Source organism: Aldersonia sp. NBC_00410, assembly GCF_026342035.1.
Classification (GTDB): Bacteria; Actinomycetota; Actinomycetes; order Mycobacteriales; family Mycobacteriaceae; genus Aldersonia.
In genome coordinates, this window is sequence record NZ_JAPENM010000010.1 from 1 (window position 1) to 17,069 (window position 17,069).

22 protein-coding genes and 1 pseudogene are annotated in these 17,069 nt (G+C 65.2%); 17 read left to right on the top strand and 6 right to left on the bottom strand.

The genetic code is table 11. From position 1 onward, the window contains the following. A pseudogene (locus OG921_RS21375) lies at window positions 1–96 on the top strand (glyoxalase); the annotation flags it as partial. A gap of 19 nt (window positions 97–115) precedes the next feature. Here OG921_RS21375 and OG921_RS21380 read toward each other — a convergent pair. After that, window positions 116–799 (bottom strand): TetR/AcrR family transcriptional regulator, encoded by a 684-nt coding sequence (locus OG921_RS21380; protein ID WP_266114551.1) that lies wholly within the window; start codon window positions 797–799, stop codon window positions 116–118. 159 nt (window positions 800–958) lie between these two features. Between OG921_RS21380 and OG921_RS21385 the strand changes: the two genes are divergently transcribed. Both OG921_RS21385 and OG921_RS21390 read left to right on the top strand, forming a co-directional pair. Further along, on the top strand, window positions 959–2,173 hold the full coding sequence (locus OG921_RS21385) for an oxygenase MpaB family protein (protein WP_266114552.1): 1,215 nt from the start codon (window positions 959–961) through the stop codon (window positions 2,171–2,173). Between the two features lie 178 nt (window positions 2,174–2,351). After that, on the top strand, window positions 2,352–2,825 hold the full coding sequence (locus OG921_RS21390; protein ID WP_266114553.1) for a MaoC family dehydratase: 474 nt from the start codon (window positions 2,352–2,354) through the stop codon (window positions 2,823–2,825). On the opposite strand, the gene helR is transcribed toward OG921_RS21390, so the two are convergent. After that, entirely contained in the window at window positions 2,813–4,999 is a 2,187-nt protein-coding gene (gene helR / locus OG921_RS21395; protein WP_266114554.1) for an RNA polymerase recycling motor ATPase HelR, read from the bottom strand. The two genes, OG921_RS21390 and helR, sit on opposite strands and share 13 nt — an antisense overlap. A gap of 229 nt (window positions 5,000–5,228) precedes the next feature. On the opposite strand from helR, the gene OG921_RS21400 reads away from it, so the two are divergent. Then, a complete protein-coding gene (locus OG921_RS21400; RefSeq protein WP_266114555.1) occupies window positions 5,229–5,660 on the top strand; it encodes a PPOX class F420-dependent oxidoreductase in 432 nt (143 codons plus the stop codon). 18 nt (window positions 5,661–5,678) lie between these two features. Here the strand turns inward: OG921_RS21400 and OG921_RS21405 are convergent, their stop codons facing one another. Together OG921_RS21405 and OG921_RS21410 are read right to left on the bottom strand one after the other, a co-directional pair. Continuing rightward, window positions 5,679–5,804 carry a hypothetical protein gene (locus OG921_RS21405; protein ID WP_266114556.1) on the bottom strand — a complete coding sequence of 42 codons (126 nt, stop codon included), beginning with the start codon at window positions 5,802–5,804 and terminating at the stop codon, window positions 5,679–5,681. Next, window positions 5,801–6,190: a hypothetical protein gene (locus OG921_RS21410; RefSeq protein WP_266114557.1), complete on the bottom strand. Its 390-nt coding sequence runs from the start codon at window positions 6,188–6,190 to the stop codon at window positions 5,801–5,803. Before OG921_RS21410 ends, OG921_RS21405 begins: the two co-directional genes overlap by 4 nt. A gap of 32 nt (window positions 6,191–6,222) precedes the next feature. Here OG921_RS21410 and OG921_RS21415 point away from each other — a divergent pair, with 32 nt between their 5' ends. The 4 genes from OG921_RS21415 (at window position 6,223) to OG921_RS21430 (ending at window position 8,471) form a co-directional block, all read left to right on the top strand. Further along, window positions 6,223–6,675, top strand: coding sequence for a VOC family protein (locus OG921_RS21415; RefSeq protein ID WP_266114558.1), 453 nt, complete (start codon window positions 6,223–6,225; stop codon window positions 6,673–6,675). A gap of 553 nt (window positions 6,676–7,228) precedes the next feature. Beyond that, window positions 7,229–7,543: a helix-turn-helix transcriptional regulator gene (locus OG921_RS21420; RefSeq protein WP_266114559.1), complete on the top strand. Its 315-nt coding sequence runs from the start codon at window positions 7,229–7,231 to the stop codon at window positions 7,541–7,543. Then, entirely contained in the window at window positions 7,540–7,929 is a 390-nt protein-coding gene (locus OG921_RS21425) for a VOC family protein (RefSeq protein WP_266114560.1), read from the top strand. Before OG921_RS21420 ends, OG921_RS21425 begins: the two co-directional genes overlap by 4 nt. Window positions 7,930–7,940: 11 nt before the next feature. Then, window positions 7,941–8,471: a GNAT family N-acetyltransferase gene (locus OG921_RS21430; RefSeq protein ID WP_266114561.1), complete on the top strand. Its 531-nt coding sequence runs from the start codon at window positions 7,941–7,943 to the stop codon at window positions 8,469–8,471. A gap of 210 nt (window positions 8,472–8,681) precedes the next feature. Here the strand turns inward: OG921_RS21430 and OG921_RS21435 are convergent, their stop codons facing one another. After that, complete coding sequence (locus OG921_RS21435; protein ID WP_266114562.1) at window positions 8,682–8,816, bottom strand: hypothetical protein; 135 nt, start codon at window positions 8,814–8,816, stop codon at window positions 8,682–8,684. 103 nt (window positions 8,817–8,919) lie between these two features. On the opposite strand from OG921_RS21435, the gene OG921_RS21440 reads away from it, so the two are divergent. The 8 genes from OG921_RS21440 (at window position 8,920) to OG921_RS21475 (ending at window position 15,652) form a co-directional block, all read left to right on the top strand. Further along, complete coding sequence (locus OG921_RS21440) at window positions 8,920–9,273, top strand: VOC family protein (RefSeq protein ID WP_266114563.1); 354 nt, start codon at window positions 8,920–8,922, stop codon at window positions 9,271–9,273. 67 nt (window positions 9,274–9,340) lie between these two features. Next, the gene (locus OG921_RS21445) at window positions 9,341–10,405 is read left to right on the top strand and encodes a DUF2332 domain-containing protein (RefSeq protein WP_266114564.1); all 1,065 of its coding nucleotides are present in this window, start codon (window positions 9,341–9,343) and stop codon (window positions 10,403–10,405) included. Between the two features lie 72 nt (window positions 10,406–10,477). Then, window positions 10,478–11,383 (top strand): NADP-dependent oxidoreductase, encoded by a 906-nt coding sequence (locus OG921_RS21450; RefSeq protein WP_266114565.1) that lies wholly within the window; start codon window positions 10,478–10,480, stop codon window positions 11,381–11,383. Window positions 11,384–11,526: 143 nt separating this feature from the next. Further along, a complete protein-coding gene (gene fadD5 / locus OG921_RS21455; protein ID WP_266114566.1) occupies window positions 11,527–13,134 on the top strand; it encodes a fatty-acid--CoA ligase FadD5 in 1,608 nt (535 codons plus the stop codon). An 18-nt stretch (window positions 13,135–13,152) separates the two neighbouring features. Further along, entirely contained in the window at window positions 13,153–13,842 is a 690-nt protein-coding gene (locus tag OG921_RS21460) for a DNA alkylation repair protein (protein ID WP_266114567.1), read from the top strand. A gap of 117 nt (window positions 13,843–13,959) precedes the next feature. Further along, complete coding sequence (locus tag OG921_RS21465) at window positions 13,960–14,772, top strand: hypothetical protein (RefSeq protein ID WP_266114568.1); 813 nt, start codon at window positions 13,960–13,962, stop codon at window positions 14,770–14,772. Window positions 14,773–14,824: 52 nt separating this feature from the next. Continuing rightward, window positions 14,825–15,121: a meromycolate extension acyl carrier protein AcpM gene (acpM, locus tag OG921_RS21470; protein ID WP_266114569.1), complete on the top strand. Its 297-nt coding sequence runs from the start codon at window positions 14,825–14,827 to the stop codon at window positions 15,119–15,121. Between the two features lie 183 nt (window positions 15,122–15,304). Further along, window positions 15,305–15,652, top strand: a complete 348-nt coding sequence (locus tag OG921_RS21475; RefSeq protein WP_266114570.1) for a nitroreductase family deazaflavin-dependent oxidoreductase — start codon at window positions 15,305–15,307, stop codon at window positions 15,650–15,652. On the opposite strand, the gene OG921_RS21480 is transcribed toward OG921_RS21475, so the two are convergent. Next, window positions 15,595–15,984 carry a helix-turn-helix domain-containing protein gene (locus OG921_RS21480; RefSeq protein ID WP_266114571.1) on the bottom strand — a complete coding sequence of 130 codons (390 nt, stop codon included), beginning with the start codon at window positions 15,982–15,984 and terminating at the stop codon, window positions 15,595–15,597. The two genes, OG921_RS21475 and OG921_RS21480, sit on opposite strands and share 58 nt — an antisense overlap. Window positions 15,985–16,069: 85 nt before the next feature. On the opposite strand from OG921_RS21480, the gene OG921_RS21485 reads away from it, so the two are divergent. Then, on the top strand, window positions 16,070–17,050 hold the full coding sequence (locus OG921_RS21485; protein WP_266114572.1) for a zinc-dependent alcohol dehydrogenase family protein: 981 nt from the start codon (window positions 16,070–16,072) through the stop codon (window positions 17,048–17,050). Window positions 17,051–17,069: the final 19 nt, after the last annotated feature.

The window sequence follows — 17,069 nt, forward strand, 5'->3', positions numbered from 1 at the left end:
ACGGTGACTCCGATCAGAGACGGCCGAAAGCCCGGCACTCGGGTGTTCACGGTGAAGGAACCGGCGTTGGTGGTGCCGACCTTGGTGATCGCCTGACGCGATCTGCGAGCCCCGGTCAGCCTGCCGGCGGTGCGGCGAGCATCGGAACCAGGAATTTGCGTGCGACCGTGGCCAATTGGACATCGTCGGTGATGTCGACGATTCGGCTGGGCACGGTGAGAAACGACGCCGAGATCCGCACCATCATCTCGGCAACCAGATCGGCGTCCACATCGCCCGAAATATTGCCGACCTGCTGCTCGCGGCGGAGTTGCCCGGCGACGAACTCCTGCACGGTCGAGAGCATGCCGCTGTCCTTTTTGATGATGGACCCGACCACCAGCGTCAACTCTGTTTCCAGGAGGCCGCCGATCAGCGGATTGCCCCCGATGGCCCGAATGGACGCGACGAAACCGACCACTACGCGATCGGCGACGGTATCGGCTTCCTTGATGTCGTCGAGAAACTGATCCAGATACCGGCGGAACTCCCGAATGATGAGTTGCTCGACCAGGGCATCCTTGGTGTCGAATTTTCGGTACAACGTGATCCTGGACAAACCTGCTCCACGTGCCACCTCCTCCATCGACGTGCGCTGAATGCCCAGTCGGCAGAACTGCTCGTAGGCGGCATCGAGCAATCGTTCGCGGGTCTCGTCGAGATCGCCGGAGCGTTCGACCGCGTTGGTGTATGCGCGCTCGAGCAACGACATCGGCTGGGGGGCCGTCACGCGGACGCCCGATGCTGGCGCAGATTCCATCGACACCTTTCGGACGCTATACGATCCAGCGCCCGATCTGGGTGCCGGCAGTTTTGCGAGACTTCTTGTGACCTGAGCCATAGCGTGCTACCTATGATACGGCGATACGGCAGTTGTTTCATTGCATCATCGTGGTGCGTTGGGGATGGGAGATATGGCATGGAGGATCTGAATCGGCGCGGGCTACTGCGAGCAGGCGGTGCGGTGGGCGCCCTGGGCGTCGCGGCCTCGGTTGCACCGTGGACCTGGTCGCCCGCGGGTGCGGTACCCGGTGTCGGGAGTGGTGCGGATCCACGGGGGGTGTGGGATGACGAGTCCGATCAGATCGTCGCGGCCCTGATCGATCGCGGTGAGGTCCCGAAGGTCAACCAGATATTGCGCGGCTGGACCAAGAACGGGCAGGCCCTACCGGGCGGACTTCCTGGCGATCTGCGTGACTTCATGGAACGCGCTCGTCAGCTTCCGGCGTGGGCGGACCAGCGCAAGCTCGCCGACGCAGTGACGTTCAACCAGAAACGCGGCACCTATCTCGGTGTGCTCTACGGCTTCGCCAGCGGGATGATGAGCACCGTCATTCCCAAAGAAGCACGCGCGGTGTACTACTCGAAGGGTGGCGCGGACATGAAAGACCGCATCACCAAGACGGCGAAGCTCGGCTACGACATCGGCTCGCTCAACGCTTATCAGCCCGACGGCGAAATGGTCGTCACCTGCGTCAAGACCCGTCTCGCGCACTCGGCGGTTCGCCATCTGCTGCCGCAGTCGCCCAACTGGGTAAACGCCGCGCCGGAGGACAAGCCGATCAGCCAGAGCGACATGATGGTCACGTGGCACAGCCTGCCCACCACCGCCTGGCGCAACCTGAATCGGTGGGGGGTGCCGGTTGCCGCGAACGAATCCGAGGGATTCCTGCATTCCTGGCAGGTCAGCGCGGCCATGCTCGGCATCGAGGATCAGTACATCCCGGCAACGTGGAACGATGCGGACGATCAGGCCAAGCATGTGCTCGACCCGATCCTGGCGCCGACGCCGGAAGGGGTCAAGCTCGCCGACATCCTGCTCGGACTGGGCAAGAATCTCGACCTGTCGCTGCTCAGCCGCGGCGTCCTCGGCGCGCTCACTCGGTTCATGCTGGGCGACCAGATCGCCGGTTGGCTCAATATCCCGAGAGAACCGGTGTGGAGCCCGCTGCTGGAAACGGCCTGGGGACCCTATGTCGCCGTGCGCGAAGGCGCGCTGAACGTGGGTGTGCCCAAGGAGGCGTACTGGCTGTTCGACGAGTTCCTTCGCCAGTTCGTCCTGTTCTACATGTCCGAGCTCAGGATGCCGATCAACATCGAGATTCCCGTGATCAACAATCCGCACTATCGCTGAGCGACGTTCTTGGGTGGTGCCACGTCTGCGGATCGGGACCGGTACGTAAGGGACCGCCGCGGGCGTGGCAAGACGATGGGCGGACTCGCATATGTCCATCGCGATCTTCGAGGAGAATGTGAACGGGTGCTCGGTATCCAGAGCCGACCCGTCCGACTCGGATTCGAAGGAGATTTCGATGACTGCCGCTACCACCACCCACGTCGCCACGCTCGCGGACCTCGACCCGCTCGTCGGGCAGGTGGTCGGAGTCAGTTCCTGGCTGCCGATCGAGCAGGACCGCATCAACACCTTTGCCGATGCGACCGGCGATCATCAGTGGATTCACGTGGACACGGAACGGGCGAAAAAGGAGAGCCCTTTCGGTGGGCCGGTGGCGCACGGATACCTCACCCTGTCGCTGATCATTCCGATGTGGGCCGAGATATTCACCGTCGACAGCGTGACGACCGGGATCAACTACGGCCTGAACAAGGTTCGTTTCACCAGTCCGGTCCCGGCCGCCGGCCGCGTGCGGCTCAACGCGACCCTGAAATCCGTCGAGCAGCTGCCCAAGGGCGGTGTTCAGGTGACGGTCGAAGGTGTCATCGAACTCGAGAACAGTGACCGCCCTGCTGTTGTCGTGGAGGCGATCTACCGCTACTTCGAGTGACAGTTTTCGGTGAGGCCCGCTAGCGCCTGCGGCAACACGTCGAGGTGCAGTACGCCGAGGCGCTGGGTGGCGCGGGTGAGGGCGACGTAGAGGTCGGCCGCGCCACGTGGTCCTTCGGCGAGAATCCGTTCCGGCTCCACCACCAGGACGGCATCGAACTCCAGCCCCTTCGTTGCCGATGCCGGAACCGCGCCCGGCGCGCCCGGTGGCCCGATCACGATGCTGGTGCCGTCCCGGTCGGCTTCCTCGCGAACGAATTCCTCGATGGCGTTGGACAGGTCGTCCGCACCGACCTTCCTGGACCACGGCGCGACACCGCTCGCGCGGACCGACTCCGGCGGCACGACATCGGGCGCGAATTCGGCTAGCACCGCGGCCGCGATCGACATGATTTCCGCGGGGGTGCGGTAGTTCACGGTCAGGGACCGGTAGACCCACCGCCCGGGCACATAAGGCTCCATCAACTTGCCCCACGACACCGCGCCGGCCGCCGACCGGCGTTGCGCGAGATCGCCCACCACCGTGAAGGATCGGCCCGGACAGCGCCGCATCAGCACGCGCCAGTCCATCTCGGAAAGTTCCTGGGCCTCGTCGACGACGATGTGCCGGTAGGTCCAGTCCCGGTCTGCGGCAGCGCGTTCGGCGAGTTCCCTGGTGTCGCGCTCGAGGAAGCGTTCCGCGAGGTCCTCGGCGTACAGCATGTCCTGAGCGAACAGATGGTCGTCGTCGTCCATGTGGTCGGCGCGGCCGACCATGTTGTCCAACACGGCGGCGGCATACGCGATCTCGCGCTTGCGCTCCCGCTCGGCCTCCTCGTCGACCGACTTGTCCCGGCCCAGCAGATCGATGAGTTCATCGAGCAGAGGCACATCCGATACCGTCCATGCCTCGCCGTCGGCGCGCCACAGGGACTGATCGGCACCGGCGGCCCGCAGCCGGTCTGTGGACGAATAGAGCTGTGCCAACAATGTTTCCGGAGCCAGAATCGGCCACAGGTCGTCGATTGCGGCGGTGAATGCGGCGTTGTCCGCGAGCTCCGTCAGCAGGTCTGCGCGCAATTGTTCCCAGGCTTCGCGGTCGTCCCGGGTCAGCCACCCGCGGCCGATCCGGGCGATCGCCCGCTCGGTGAGCACCCACGTGACGATCTCGACGAACTTTGCTCGTGCCTCGTTGTGCGGTAATCCGCTCGTGCGCGCCTCGTCGCGAGCCCACTGGGCCGTCGCCGCGTCGATCCGCGCCGTGACGTCGGCCAACTCGATGGTCACCGGCTGCTCGGGGAGTCGCTGCCGGTCGGCGACCGCGGCGGTGAGCACATCGAGGATCTGCAACGAACCCTTCATGCGCGCTGCGGCGGGGGCATCTTCGGCGGTGACGTGCAGGCCGGGGAGCAGATCACCGGTGGTCATGAACACGACGTTCGTCTCGCCCAGCGACGGGAGAACGCGGTCGATATGTTTCAGGAATGCCGGGTTGGGCCCGACCACGAGTACACCGCTGCGTTCCATCCGCTCGCGCTGGGTGTAGAGCAGATAGGCCACGCGGTGCAGCGCCACCACTGTTTTCCCGGTGCCAGGGCCGCCCTCGATGATGAGCACCCCGGGGTGCTCGAGCCGGATGATTTCGTCCTGCTCGGCCTGAATCGTCGCCACGATGTCGCGCATACCGTCCCCGCGCGGGGCATTCACCGCCGCGAGCAGGGCCGCGTCTCCCCGGCCGGCACGCTCATCGGAATCGGGCCGCCCGAGGATCTCGTCGGTGAAGTCGACCACCTGGCGACCACGCGTGTGGAACTGGCGGCGTCGGTGCATGTTCTCCGGATTCACCGCGGTGGCGACGTAGAAGGGTCGTGCGGCGGGTGCTCGCCAATCGAGCAGCAGCGGCTCGAACTCGTCCTTCTCGTCGAAGATGCCGATCCGACCGACGTAGGAGTGTTCGCCTGTCAGGCTGTCCAATCGGCCGAAGCACAGGCCGTTGTCCGCCACATCCAGCCGTTTCACCTCCTTGGCGAGCGCGCGAACCTCGAACTCGCGCTCCATCGGTGATCCACCGTCACCGAGTAGCGCTGCCCTGTGCTTTGCCTTCGTCTGCGCGCGCTCCTCGTCGAGGCGCGTGTAGAGCCCCTCGACGTAACTTCGCTCGGAGTGCAGTTCGTCGTTGTACCCCCGGGTTGACATCCACCCTCACACTTTCTGTGGCTCAGCTTGGACCAGTGATTCTGCGCCATGACCGGGGCCTTGCGGCAAGGCCCCCAGTGCGATATATGTTGAAAGTGGAAGGGAGCGAATCGCTTCTTTCCATTCTTGTCTCTGTCGCCGGGTATCAGCCATCATTGCTCAGCCGCAGGCATACCGGAAGCAGTCGGTCGGTGGAATGCGGCTGGGCGGGATGCGGTTGGGTAGGGACATGACCGACGCAGATTTCGATCCACGTGCACTGATCTCGGACACCAAGCTCGGCATTCTCGCGACCATCAAGTCGAACGGTGTACCGCAGCTTTCGCCGGTGACGTCCGTGTACGACCGCGATTCCGACCGGATTTACGTGTCGGTGACGGAGGGACGAGCCAAGACCGCCAACTTGCGGCGCGACCCGCGGGCGGCGATCGAGTTCACCAGCCCGGACGGCTACACCTGGGCGACCGCCGAGGGCGATGTCACAGTGGTCGGCCCGGGCAGCGATCCGAATGGTCCGGAGGTGGACGCGCTCGTCGACTATTACCGGCGCGGAGCGGGCGAACATCCCGACTGGCAGGAGTACCGTGCGGTGATGGTGTCGGATCGTCGAGTCCTGCTGATTCTCAACGTCGGTCGCGTCTACGGCGCGAAGCTGCGTTAGCCGCGAACGGGGAGCCGGCTAGAGCTTGATGGTCAGTTCCAGCCCACCGGCGAATGGGAGTGTCTGCGTGACAAGACCATTCGCCGGGTCGTTGATGTAGTCGAAGTTGGGCAGATACGACGCGAAATCCACCGGACCTTTCAAGGTGGCCAGCGTCTTGGGACAGCGGCCTTGTCGGGTTCGTATTCGATGCCGATCACGACACCATCGCCACCGCCGGCTTCGCTGACCAGACGCACCGCCTGCGCGAGGTGCAACGTCGAGACACCATGTGATGTCCCGGCTTCCACGACGCGCGTGGCACGCAAGGCGAGGCAGAGCCGATGGCAGAACAATGCTTTATCGGGGTCGAGGGCAACCAATTTGTCGGCGAGGAATTGGTGTGCGTCGTGGTCCAGCTGCCGCCAGTTCAGTGTTCCTGCTCCGGCGCGGTCGGTGAAATACTGTGTGAGATCGGCTTGCTGGCCCGAGTCGGCCGAATACAGGCGATCGAGCATTTCGTCCAGACGCGGGTCGCCAAGTCCCGTCACCCTCGTGACGCTATCGGTATAGCCTGGCGAATATGGCGCTGAACTGGAAGCTGGTCGTCGACAGCCGAGATGCAGCCACGCTCGCCGACTTCTGGGCGGCAGCTCTCGAGTACGAAGTGGAAGATCCGAGTGCGCTCGTCGAGCAACTCCTGACCGCGGGCCACCTGCCCGACGCGGCAGTGTACGAGCACAATGGCCGCAAGACCTTCCGTGGCTTAGCCGCGATCCGTCACCCCGACGATCCATTCGACGAAGCCAGTGGAGTCGGTCGCGGTAGGCGGGTGCTGTTCCAGGACGTTCCCGAGCCGAAGTCCGGCAAGAACCGCCTGCATGTCGACATTCACAGCGAGCCCGGTGGACTCGACGCGCTGGTCACCCGCCTCGAGGGCCTGGGCGCAACCCGGGTCCAGGAGTTCGACCAGGGACCGGCAGGCCGCTGGTGGGTCATGCAGGACCCGGAAGGCAACGAGTTCTGCGCCGCATAGGGTTTCGGCGGTCTGGGCTTCGACAGGTTGGAGCGCGAGGTTCACGCCCACGGAACACGACGGTTCCACCAGGACGGCGATGGGCGAGACCCGATTTCGACTGTGACGTCCCGGAAGCGCTCGTCGAGTAGCGTGACCGCCACTCGCAGTCGATGTGCACGCCGCCCGCCCCTGCGCAGCAAGCTCTCCAGACGGCCACGTGCGTCCGCGAACACCTCGCCATCGCACATCGGACATCCCGTGGGGCCGTCCCAGGACGGCGCTGGGCCGCGGCCCGGCCATATCTCGCCACGATGGGCCCTCTGCTCGATGTACTCGACGTAGCGACGCCATTCGCCGAGATGTCGGATTGCCGCACTTTCCCGCCGCGGTGTGCGCGGTCGATGCCGGTTCACCGGCGCAGAAGGGGTCGGACTCTTTCTCGAGGAGGCGTCATTCGAAGTGCCGTAACGGGGCGCGACCGGTGCGAGTATCGACCGTGGTGTCGATGTGATGATCGTAGCCGCCCAGCCGGCATTGACAGGCAAGTAACTGCTTGCATATTGTTGGGGGTGTGGGTGACGTGTTCAAAGCCTTGGCCGACCCCACGCGGCGCTCGATCCTCGATGAACTGACCGACCGAAATGGCCAGACGCTCTTCGAGATCTGCGCGCGGCTCACGACCAAGCACGGACTCTCCTCGTCCCGGCAGGCGGTCTCGCAGCACCTCGACGTACTCGAGACGGCAGGTCTGGTCGAGAGCCGTCGCGACGGCCGATACAAGTTTCACTACATCAACACCGCACCCCTCGAACCGATCGTTGCTCGGTGGCTCGACCGGGCTCCCGATCGGCGTGGTGACGTGGGCAGCGTGGAAGGACCACTATGAGAATCAATCTGGCCAGTGTGCTCGTCGACGATCAGGACAAGGCGCTGCGGTTCTACACCGAGGTCCTCGGCTTCAAACAGAAGCACGACGTCCCGATGGGTGAGTTCCGATGGATCACCGTGGTGTCCCCGGAGGAGCCGGACGGTACCGAGATTGTGCTCGAACCCGACGAGCACCCGGCGGCCAAGCCCTTCAAGGAGGCGCTCGTCGCCGACGGCATTCCATTCACCTCCTTCGCCGTCGATGACGTCCGCGCGGAGTACGAGCGGCTGCATGGGCTCGGCGTTCGCTTCACCCAGGAGCCGGTGGACATGGGGCCGGTGACCACAGCGGTCTTCGACGACACCTGCGGCAACCTGATCCAGATCGCCCAGCAGGCCGAATAGCTCCCCGCCACGTGCCCGATCTCATCGCTCCGACCGCACGTCTGTATGCGCCCTGGTTCGAAGCGCACAGGGAGTGGGGTCCCGGCCTCCACGAGGACGGATTCGGACTGCGCGAGTCCGACGACGTCGATTCACCCGTGGGCTTCGCGGCCTGGGTGGGTCGGCTGATCGCCGAATCGGATTCGGCGGCGGCCGAAGGGGATCGACCGGGATGTACCTATCGCTGGATCGTGGAGGGCGACCAAGTGCTCGGCGGGATCGCGTTGCGGCACGGGCTCGATGATTTTGTGCAGTGGGCGGGCCACATCGGTTTTGGCATCCGGCCGTCCGCGCGTGGGCGCGGGCTCGCAACCTGGGCGCTGGCCAGGGTGCTCGAGGTGGCAGACCAACGCGGTGTGGATCGGGTACTCGTCGTCTGCGCGATCGACAACCTTGCCTCCGCGAGGGTGATCGAGCGCAATGGCGGTGAATTCGAGGGGCCCGGGGAAACCCCACTCGGTCCGTCGCGGCGCTACTGGATCACGACGGGCGGGATCCGATGACCGGGACGATGTCGCCTCCCTGGGCTGCGACCCAGCCGATCGCGAGCTGCGCGAGCGACGCGTCATGGGTATCGGCGAGGCCGTGCAGTCGGGCTACCAGGGCGTCGTTGTGCTCGCGGTTCGCACCCTGGAAACGGGGCGAGATGACCGCCAGGCGTGAGTTGCGGTCCGAACTTCACCGAGAGCACGACATCGTCCGCTCCGGTCGCGCTAAGCCCGGGCGATCAACTGTTCGTTGTGCCACGCGCCGTAGAAATCACCCGTATCGAGCAAGGTGCCACCGGCGTCGAGGGCCACCGACAGGTTCGAACGTTCATTCAGTCGCCCTTTCATCTCGTTGGACACAAAGAGCGAACGTGCCGGCAGCGATACGACAGACTGAGTGTCACCACTCGTTACCGTGTGTGGCAGTGCCCAGACCAAGCGGACCCGACCAGAGGAGGAACCGGTGAGCGAGCACGACGTGCGGATGATCGTCCTCTCGACCGACAATCTCGAGGAGTCGATCCAGTTCTACAGCGAGACACTGGGAATGCCGCTGAAGTTCCGCGATGGCGCCCATTTTGCCGCCTTCGACGGCGGCTCCATCACACTTGCGCTCGCGACTGCGGTGGACCATCCGATTCACGGACAGGTGGTTGTCGGTATCAAGACCGCCGATGTCGACGCCGCGGCGAAGGCCGTCGAAGCCAGTGGTGGCGGCATCGTTACGGGCCCGTACGACGACGCGCACGAACGCCGTGCGGTTGTCTACGACAACAAGGGCAACGGCCTGGTCTTCTACAGCCCACTTCCGCGGTAGATCGTTGCGCCAGAAGAAATAGTGGCGCCGCAGTTGTCTCGAGCGCCGAATATTCGCCACTGTGCCCATGGGTAGGGCTCGTACACTCGCTCAGACGTACCGACGATTCGGCGAGGCCGATGCCGCCGGAACATCGCCCCTGTACGAGCGTGTCGCTGTCGCATTGAGCGAGTCGGATGCCGCGCTGCGCGCGATCGAGGCTGCGCCGGCGCGCGTGCGGCAGCCGGCACTGATTCTCGCTGCGCTGCACAACCTAGCCCTTGCCGGACACGCTCCGGCGCTTGCCGCGGCCTACACCGTTGCCGATGTCGACGCCGCCGCCTTGGCTGCAATCGATACGCTGTTGCACAGTACCGACTCGGTTTTCGCAATCGCCATGCGCAGGCGGATTCGGACCGACGAGATGAGGCGCTGCGCCGTGCTGTATCCGGCCATCGCCGAGGCGGCGCACCGGGTGGGCGCGAGTTCGGTCGGGCTGATCGACATGGGATGTTCGGCCGGGTTCAACCTCGCTGTCGACCGGGTCCGCATCGCCTATGGCAATGGACAATCGTTGGGCGACTTATCATCTCCGGTCCAGCTGTCGTCGTCGATCGTGGGGGAGAGGCCCATACCGACACGGGCGATCCCCGAGGTCGTCGCCCGGGTGGGTGTCGATCGCGATCCGATCGACGTTACCGACCCGGATGACGCCCGATGGTTGCGTGCCTGCCTATTCCCGGATCAGGTGCAGCGCGCTACCAGGCTCGACGCAGAGATGGCACTTGTGGCATCGGACCCGCCGGTGCTGCTGGACGGTGATGCCATCGAGGTGCTGCCCAAGGCTCTCGCCCGGGTGCCTGCGCACGCCCTGCCCGTGGTCATCACGACGTGGGCGCTGTCGAAGTTCTCGCTGGAGAGCCGCCTGCGCTTCCTGCACCGCCTCGACGAAGCAGCGACCGACCGGCCTGTGGCGTGGGTGTCGGCCGAAGGTGTCGGAGTCGCACCATCGATACCCACACTTGGCGATCGGCGCGCCTCGGGCCACACCATCATCGGCGTGGCGATTTTCGAGCACGCGGCGCTGGGCGCCGAGGCCGTTGGCCGCTGCTGGTCGCGGGGCAGCATGCTGGCGTGGCTGGGAGAAGTCTGAACAGTGTTTCGCGCCAACGAGTTCGACAGCGACCGGTCCCTTTTCGGGTGCCGGTGAGAGGATGCACAACCCATGAAGGCAGCCCAATTCAGCCGTTTCGGTGGTCCTGAGGTCCTCGAGATCGTGGACCTTCCCGATCCACACCCGGGAACGGGGGAGATCCGCATCCGGGTGCGTGCCGCGGGCATCAACGCAAGCGACTGGAAGAAGCGCCGGGGTCTGATGGATCGGGAGCTGCCGCAGACCATGGGGTACGAAGCGGCGGGCATCGTTGACGAACTCGGTCCGGGCGTGACGGAGGTAGCCATCGGCGACCGAGTGTTCGGGTTCGCCAACGACGGCGCCGCACAAGCGGAACGGGCCGTGCTGTCCTACTACGTGCCCATTCCGCCATCGCTCGACTTCGTCGATGCTGCCGCCCTACCGGCCACTGTCGAGACCGCCGCTCGCGCACTCAACCAGCTTGGCGTGGCCAGCGGGAGCACGGTGCTCATCAACGGGGCATCCGGCAGCGTCGGCAGCGCCGCCGTACAGCTCGCGGCGGCCCGCGGTGCACGGGTGATCGGCACCGGCAGTTCAGCCACACATGGATTCCTGCGCTCGATCGGCGCCGAGGCCGTCGCCTACGGCGACGGCATGGTGGACCGGATTCGTGTGCTCGCACCGGACGGCGTCGACCGTGCCCTCGACGTAGCCGGTAGCGGTGTCCTACCGGATCTGATCGAGCTTGCCCGAGGCCCCCAGCACGTCATCACGATCGCCGACTTCGCCGGCGCGCAGCGATACGGCGTTCGGTTCAGCAGCGGCGAAGACGGTCGCGCGTTCGACGCGCTGGTCGAGGTCGGCGTTCTGATCGAATCCGGGCAGTTCGCGATTCGAATCGGGCAGACGTTCGGACTGAGCGAGGTCGCCGAAGCGCACCGCGTCGGCGAGGCGGGCCGCGTGCGCGGCAAGCTCGTGCTGGTCGTCGGCCAGTGACTGTGGCTGCGGCGCAGGAAGAGTGGGCACGGCTTCGTGCACTCCTTTCGGCAAATCATCGTGAGCCCTACTGTGTGATCGAGGGCACATCGTTTGGGTGCTCGACGGCCCCGCGGCCGAGTCCGACGACGAGGGAGATGCGCATGACAGCCACCGCCGAGTCCAGCAGTGATCTGGTAACAGAGCCATTGCGCTCACGACGCAATCACTGGAACAACCAGGTCCACCGGCACGCGTTTATGACACCGGACCGGATCGCGGTGAAGTACCTGGACAGAGGCACCACCTGGCGCGAGCTCGACGACCGGTCCCGTGCGTTCGCCGCGGCCCTGTATCGCCGGGGGGTGCGGTTCGGCGACCGCGTACTGATGGCACTGCTGAATCGCACCGAATACGTCGAAGCCGTGTTGGGTGCCAACCTGATCGGTGCAATCCCGGTGCCGGTCAATATCCGGATGAGTCCGGCCGAGGTCGCGTTCCTCGTCCACGACAGCGGGGCAAAGGTGATCGTGACCGAGAGGCTGCTCGCGCCGCTGGCCGATGCCGTCAGCACCTCGACTGGCGCCATCGACACGACGATCGCGGTCGATGGCAGCGATATCGCCTCGCACCTGGACTACGAAGCGCTCCTCGCCGAGGACCCGTCGGATCTGCCGGAGATCGACGTCCCGGAGGAGACTGTCGCACTGATTATGTACACGTCGGGCACCACCGGAAAGCCCAAGGGCGCCATGCTGACCCACACGAACCTGCAGGCGCAGGCAGTGACGACGATCAGCGTTTCGCAGGGGAGTTCCGACGACGACGTCGCCTCGATCGTGCCGCCGCTGTTTCATATTGCCGGACTCGCGGGCTTCGCTCCGGTGTTCTACCGGGGCGTGCGGGCGGTGATCCATCCGCTCGGCGCCTTCGACCCGGACGCGATGCTCGACACGCTCGAGCGGGAGGGCACGACATCGGTCTTCATGGTGCCCGCCCAGTGGCAGGCAGTGTGTGCTGCGCAGCAGGCGCGACCACGCAACCTCGCGCTGCGGACGATCAGCTGGGGAGCGGCGCCGGCGTCGGACACAGTGCTGAACGCGATGAACGAGACCTTCCCCGCCGCACTCAACCTGACCGCGTTCGGGCAAACCGAAATGTCGCCAGTCACGTGCATCCTCGAGGGTAGGGACGCAATCCGCAAGATCGGTTCGATCGGCAAGGTCGTGCCCGCGGTGACCGCTCGCGTCGTCGACCCGATGATGGAGGACGTCAAGCCCGGCGAGGTCGGCGAAATCGTCTATCGCGGACCGAATCTGATGAAGGGGTACTGGCAGAACCCGCAGGCGACCGCCGACGCGTTCTACGGCGGCTGGTTCCACTCGGGGGATCTGGTGCGACAGGACGACGAAGGCTTCCTCTACGTCGTCGACCGTGCCAAGGACATGATCATCACCGGCGGCGAGAACGTCTACTGCGCGGAGGTGGAGAACGTACTCTACGGCCACCCGCAGATCGCCGAAGCCGCGATCATCGGTCGCGCACACGACAAGTGGGGAGAGGTGCCGGTGGCCGTCGTCGTGCTTGCCGACGGCGTCGACGGCCTGACCCTCGAGCAACTCGCGCCGCATCTCGACGAGAATCTCGCCCGGTTCAAGCAACCGAAGGATCTCGTCATCGTCGATGAACTGCCGCGCAATGCCGGTGGGAAGGTCGTCAAGCCGAAGCTGCGGGAAGCCTACGGGAGCAAAGACGCCGGGTTGGCCGACTGAGTCTGTCGGACAAGAAGGGTGGCGGAGACGGTGGCGACCGGGATGACGGTGTCCGAGGTGATGGCCGAGTTGGCCGCACTCGACGACTCGAGGGTGCGGGCGGTGAACGCGAAGCACGGCGACGATCACGGTGTGAATCTGAGCAAGCTGCGCGCGTTCGCGAGCCGGTTGAAGACGCAGCACGAGCTGGCTTGCGAGCTATGGGAGACGGGGGAGTCGGCGCCGAGACTCTTGGCACTCCTGATCTGCCGACCGAAGGCGTTCGATCGTGACACGTTGGACGCCATGGTGCGGGAGACGCGGACACCGAAAGTGCACGACTGGTTCGTGAACTACGTGGTGAAGAAGAATCCGCACTCCGAGGAGTTACGCCGGGCGTGGCAGGACGATCCGGATGCAATGGTCGCGAGTGCGGGCTGGGCATTGACCGCCGAACGCGTGACCAATAACCCGGACGGACTCGACCTCTCGGCACTGCTCGATGTCATCGAAGCCGAGATGAAAGGCGCTCCCGACCGGCTGCAGTGGTCGATGAACGAATGCCTTGCGCAGATCGGAATTGAAAACGCCGACCATCGCGCTCGCGCGATCGACATAGGAGAGCGTTTGGCGGTGCTCGAGGACTACCCGACGTCGCCGGGGTGCACTTCACCGTTCGCGCCAGTCTGGATTGCCGAAATGGTTCGCCGACAGAACGGTGCGAATTAGCCGCGACGGATCGCTACCGCCGCGGTGCGCAGGGCCTTACCGCGCTGGGTGGCCAGTGAGACACACAAGTGTCCAATGGTCTGGACACTTGGCCGGTGCGCGTGCCACACTCGTCCGGTGACCAGCGAGCACTCCTATCGGGTCGGTGTTGCCGCCGCTGCGGTGGATGCCGCTCGCACGCGGAGTTCCGTCGCTGATCTGGCTCAACGTCAGGTACTCGCTGGGGCAATCGCGCTGATGCGGGCCGAGGGCCTGAGTGACCGGAAGATCGCCACCGAGCTGGGCATCTCCAAATCGTCGATTCGTGCCATGTCCGCTGAGCCAACCGTCGATCCGGCCGATCGGAGCGACGTCGCACGGCTGGCACATCAGGTGTGGGTCGACGTGGCCGACCTCGCGGGTGAGCGATTCGTCGTCGAGGGCGATGACATCCCGAGTTTCGAGCGAATGGCCGCGCACGGCATCGAACCCGCATTCCCCGCCTCGCTGGGACACGCGGACACGACCTCCCGCGAATACGTTCAGATGACCACGGGGGAGCGGATCCTCGTGTTCTCCCAGTCGCGATGGAGCGGCTTTCCCGATCAATCGGTCGAGTCCGGTTGGGACCATCGGGGAAGCTACCTCGTCCACCGTTGCCCCGGCCTCGAGCCGGGGGTGTGCGCCGAATCCCATACCGTCATTCGGCCCGCAGACCTCGGCCTCGACGATGGTGTCGAGATCTATGGATCCGGGTGGATAGATCGCAAACCAACCGCACACCAGGTCTGGAAACTCCTCACTGCGGCCATCGAAGAGTGCTTCGAGGTGTTCGATCCTTCCTATCCCGAACTCGAACTCCGCAGGCGCCCGGGCACGACGCTGCGTTACCCGATCCGCGCCGGCAGGCGTGACGCCGCCACTGAGGTCGGCCGGACTCCCCAGAGCTAGGCAGCACTGGAACTCCAGTTGTTGTCACCCACACCGAGAGAAGGATTCACCCATGGCAACGCAAGAAGAACTCATCGCCGGCATCGCCGAGATCATCGAGGAAGTCACCGGTATCGAGCCTGCCGAGGTCACCATCGAGAAGTCGTTCGTCGATGACCTGGATATCGACTCACTGTCGATGGTCGAGATCGCCGTGCAAACCGAAGACAAGTACGGCGTCAAAATCCCGGACGAAGATCTCGCTTCACTTCGGACTGTCGGCGACGCGGTCACCTATATCCAGAAGCTCGAAGCCGAGAACGCCGACGCGGCCGCAGCGATCCGGGCCCGCATCGAGGAGCAGGATTGACGCGGTCGGGCGGTCCGCACTGGTCGGCTCTGCTGGCGCCCGGTGAATAATCCGCTTCGTGCGATCGCGCGGCAACCGGCCATCTACAGGTGGACGCTGCGGTTTCCTTGGTTGATCGAGTGGTCGGATCGGCTCCTCCGGATACTGTCGCGCAACCGCCTCGGTGCCATGGATGTGGTCGGCGTGGCATCACTGCGTGTCACCGTTGCCGGCCGACTGACCGGCATTCCGCGCACCACCACCCTGTCCTGTACCCCGTACAGGGGCGGGTTTCTCGTCGTCGGCTCGAACTGGGGTCGACCACAGCATCCCGCGTGGTCGGCGAATCTGCTTGCGGTAAGCGAGGTCTCGGTTGACCACAATGGCAGGGCGTCGGCGGCCACAGTCCGCGCGCTGACCGGCGCGGACCGCGAACATGCCTGGTCGGCAATCCTGCGGGAGTGGCCGAACTACCGCATCGCGCAGGAAATCGCCTATCCGCGAGTGTTCCGGATCTTCGAACTCACGCCCGTGGCTTCCGTCGCTTCCTGAAAGGCGACGATTGCACCGCCGTGTTCCCTAGCCCAGTCCGTCAGGATCTCGATTGGCTCGATGAGGGTCCCGCCGAGGTCGGTGAGGCTGTATTCGACCTGCCGTGGCGCGCTGGCATGGCGTTCGACGAGACCGTACTGCTGGAGTTTTCGCAGCGTCTGGGTGAGGACCTTGCGCGAGATGCCGCCAATGAGGTCGACGAGTTCACCGTGCCGGCGCGGCTGCTGGCCGAGTCCGAAGAGCACGAGCACTGCCCACTTGTCGGAGATGATCTCGACTGCCAGTCGAGTGGGGCAGTCGGCGAGGAATGCCGGTTCAGCGGCGTTCTGCATGAAAGCCGAAGGTACCAGAAGGTAACCGAGGGCTCCGTAGCGTCTTCTCCAGGCACAAACTAGCGCCAGAAGCGAAGGAGTCACCATGCCACGTGTTGTTGTCTTCGACGAGTTCGGTGGACCCGATGTCATGCGCATCGTCGAGGAGCCGGCCGTGGAGCCCGCAGCCGACGAAGTAAGCGTCAGGATCGAAGCATTCGCGGTCAACCCGCTCGACCTGATGATGCGGTCCGGCAACTCGCCCGCGACCGTCCCGCTGCCCCACGCTCGCCTGGGCATCGAGGGCACCGGTGTCATCGACGCGCTGGGGTCCGAGGTCGCTGGACTGGCAATCGGCGATCCGGTCATCCTCACGGCCATCCCGGACTCGCATGTCAGAGGTAGCTACGCCGAGTACACCACGATCCCCGCGAGCCGAGTCATCGCCCGGCCGACCGGGCTCGGGATCCGGGAGGCGGCGGGGATCTGGGTCGCGTATTCCACCGCCTATGGCGCGCTTATCGAGAAGGTGGGGATGCGGCCCGGTGACAACGTCCTCATCACTGCCGGGTCCGGCGGGGTAGGCCGGGCGGCAATCCAGATCGCCAATCAGATTGGCGCCGTTCCCATCGCGGTCACGCGGCACACCGCGAAGAAGGTCGACCTGCTCGCCGCCGGCGCCGCCGCGGTCGTCGCCATCGATCAGGAGAATGTCGTCGAAGCCGTTCGCCACCACACCGGCGGGATCGGCGCCGACATTGTTCTGGACCTCGTTATGGGACCCGGCCAACAGGATCTCCTCGAGGCCATCCGTCTCGACGGAATCCTGGTCGCCGCAGGCTTTCTGGACTCTCGGCCCACACCCGCCCCGACAAGCTCGCGCACGATCTTCGGCTACCGGAGCTTCGAGCACACCCTCGACCCCGCGGTGGTGAGGCGTATGGCGGCCTTCCTGAACGCCGGTGTCCGCCTCGGTGCACTGCGGCCCGCCCTCGACCGGGAGTTCGCCCTCGACGACATCGTGGAGGCGCACCGCCACCTCGAGAAGGGGCTGCACGCCGGGAGGAAGATCGTCGTCACGGTATAGGGAGGCAACATACGGCGAT

Bases quoted from the DNA above. Each gene is read 5' to 3' on its own strand.
- OG921_RS21380 (WP_266114551.1), bottom strand. From the start codon at position 799: ATGGAATCTGCGCCAGCATCGGGCGTCCGCGTGACGGCCCCCCAGCCG.
- OG921_RS21385 (WP_266114552.1), top strand. From the start codon at position 959: ATGGAGGATCTGAATCGGCGCGGGCTACTGCGAGCAGGCGGTGCGGTG.
- OG921_RS21390 (WP_266114553.1), top strand. From the start codon at position 2,352: ATGACTGCCGCTACCACCACCCACGTCGCCACGCTCGCGGACCTCGAC.
- helR (WP_266114554.1), bottom strand. From the start codon at position 4,999: ATGTCAACCCGGGGGTACAACGACGAACTGCACTCCGAGCGAAGTTAC.
- OG921_RS21400 (WP_266114555.1), top strand. From the start codon at position 5,229: ATGACCGACGCAGATTTCGATCCACGTGCACTGATCTCGGACACCAAG.
- OG921_RS21415 (WP_266114558.1), top strand. From the start codon at position 6,223: ATGGCGCTGAACTGGAAGCTGGTCGTCGACAGCCGAGATGCAGCCACG.
- OG921_RS21425 (WP_266114560.1), top strand. From the start codon at position 7,540: ATGAGAATCAATCTGGCCAGTGTGCTCGTCGACGATCAGGACAAGGCG.
- OG921_RS21445 (WP_266114564.1), top strand. From the start codon at position 9,341: ATGGGTAGGGCTCGTACACTCGCTCAGACGTACCGACGATTCGGCGAG.
- OG921_RS21450 (WP_266114565.1), top strand. From the start codon at position 10,478: ATGAAGGCAGCCCAATTCAGCCGTTTCGGTGGTCCTGAGGTCCTCGAG.
- fadD5 (WP_266114566.1), top strand. From the start codon at position 11,527: ATGACAGCCACCGCCGAGTCCAGCAGTGATCTGGTAACAGAGCCATTG.
- acpM (WP_266114569.1), top strand. From the start codon at position 14,825: ATGGCAACGCAAGAAGAACTCATCGCCGGCATCGCCGAGATCATCGAG.
- OG921_RS21480 (WP_266114571.1), bottom strand. From the start codon at position 15,984: ATGCAGAACGCCGCTGAACCGGCATTCCTCGCCGACTGCCCCACTCGA.
- OG921_RS21485 (WP_266114572.1), top strand. From the start codon at position 16,070: ATGCCACGTGTTGTTGTCTTCGACGAGTTCGGTGGACCCGATGTCATG.